At 50.2% G+C, this 1559-nt stretch carries 1 pseudogene; it reads right to left on the minus strand.

From position 1 onward, the window contains the following. Positions 1-82: 82 nt before the first annotated feature. Positions 83-1308: pseudogene (locus PACILC2_RS19620) on the minus strand (IS110 family RNA-guided transposase). Positions 1309-1559: the final 251 nt, after the last annotated feature.

Here is a 1559-nt window from a genome sequence, read left to right on the forward strand (position 1 = left end):
AAATTAAAGTAGCTTAGAAGCGCAAAAAGGCCCATGTCCCGTTACAACCATATAAATGGTATAATATGGTATATGATATGTTTTATGCGGTTTGTTGAGCTTCCTCCACGATGACCTTGTAACCCAGGATTTCTAACTTCCGAATCGCTTGCCTTGCGACTTGATTTCGCTTGCGTTCTTCGTAATGGTGAGGTCCGAGTTCAATATAGGTTTGTTTCTTCTTCAGGAGATGGTAAATTATCGTCAAAATCCGGTGTGCCACAGCAACCGCCGCTCGATTCGCTCCTCTTCGGGCAGCAATGCGATGATACAAACTGGACAAATACGTTTCTTTGGAACGGGCAGCCCCTCGGGCGGATTCAACCAAGGCCGTTCGCAACTTTTTGTTTCCTTTGGTGGTTTTCCCCGACTTTCGTTTCCCGGCACTTTCATTGTTCCCTGGAGCCAGTCCTGCCCATGAACACAAATGTGCGGCGGAGGGGAACTGATCCATGTTCGTGCCGATTTCGGCCAGAATCTGTTCTGCGCTCCGACGACCTACACCGGGAATTGTGTCCAACCGCTCCAGGTCTTCTTCAAAAGGGGTCATTCGTTCCTTGACTTCCGCATCAATTTCTTCAATCAGTTTGTCCAGATCATCGATATGGCGGAGCTGCGCTTTGAGCATCAGACGTTGATGCGGACCCATGAGCCCGTGCAAGGCTTTTTGAAGATCCGCTTTTTTGTTTTTCAGCTTTCGCTGCGCCAGTTCGGAGAGTAGTGCCGCATCTGTTTCGCCTTCGATCATCGCTTCGATCATGAGTCGTCCTGATTTGCCCAGGACATCGGAAGCAACGGAAGACAATTTGATGTTGGCGCCCTCCAGCACTTTTGAATGCGCTGAACCTCTCGGGCGCGTTCGTCAATGAGACTGCGGCGGTAGCGGATCAATTCGCGCAGTTCGCGTTGCTCCCGATTGGGAATGTAGCTGCCCTTGAGCAAACCGTGGCGTAATAAGCCAGCGATCCATTCCGCATCTTTGACATCGGTTTTTCGTCCGGGCACATTTTTCATGTGCTTGGCATTGACAACAAGAGTTTCAATTTGTTCCATCTCCAACAGATTGTAGATCGGTTTCCAAAACGAACCCGTGCTCTCCATGGCGACATGCGTACAGCCATGAGATTTGATCCAATCAATGAGGGCAAGCAAATCTTCGGTCATCGTGGAGAACGTACGGATCTCTTTATGATCTGGGGTGATGATGCAGGCCACCACGTTCTTCTTGTGAACGTCGAGGCCACAGACGTGTGAATAAACGACGTCCATAACTCAAACACTCCTTGCGGCATGAATCTGCAAAGGCTGGTGCAACGACCATCACATGTCATTCTATCCCGCGTGCTTCCCTTAAGGGAGCCACAATCTGTAGTGCACCGGGTCGTCGGGGTCTGTCTAAGAATCGGGCTCGAGGCACCAGGTTACGACGACCTCGCTTCGCCAGCCGCAAGATTATTATACCGTGGGAACCTGATTATTTTCATCATCTGATGGTGCCGTGTCAGCGGCATGGGAGTCTA

The organism is Paenibacillus cisolokensis, assembly GCF_018403665.1.
Taxonomy (GTDB): domain Bacteria; phylum Bacillota; class Bacilli; order Paenibacillales; family Paenibacillaceae; genus Paenibacillus_AH; species Paenibacillus_AH cisolokensis.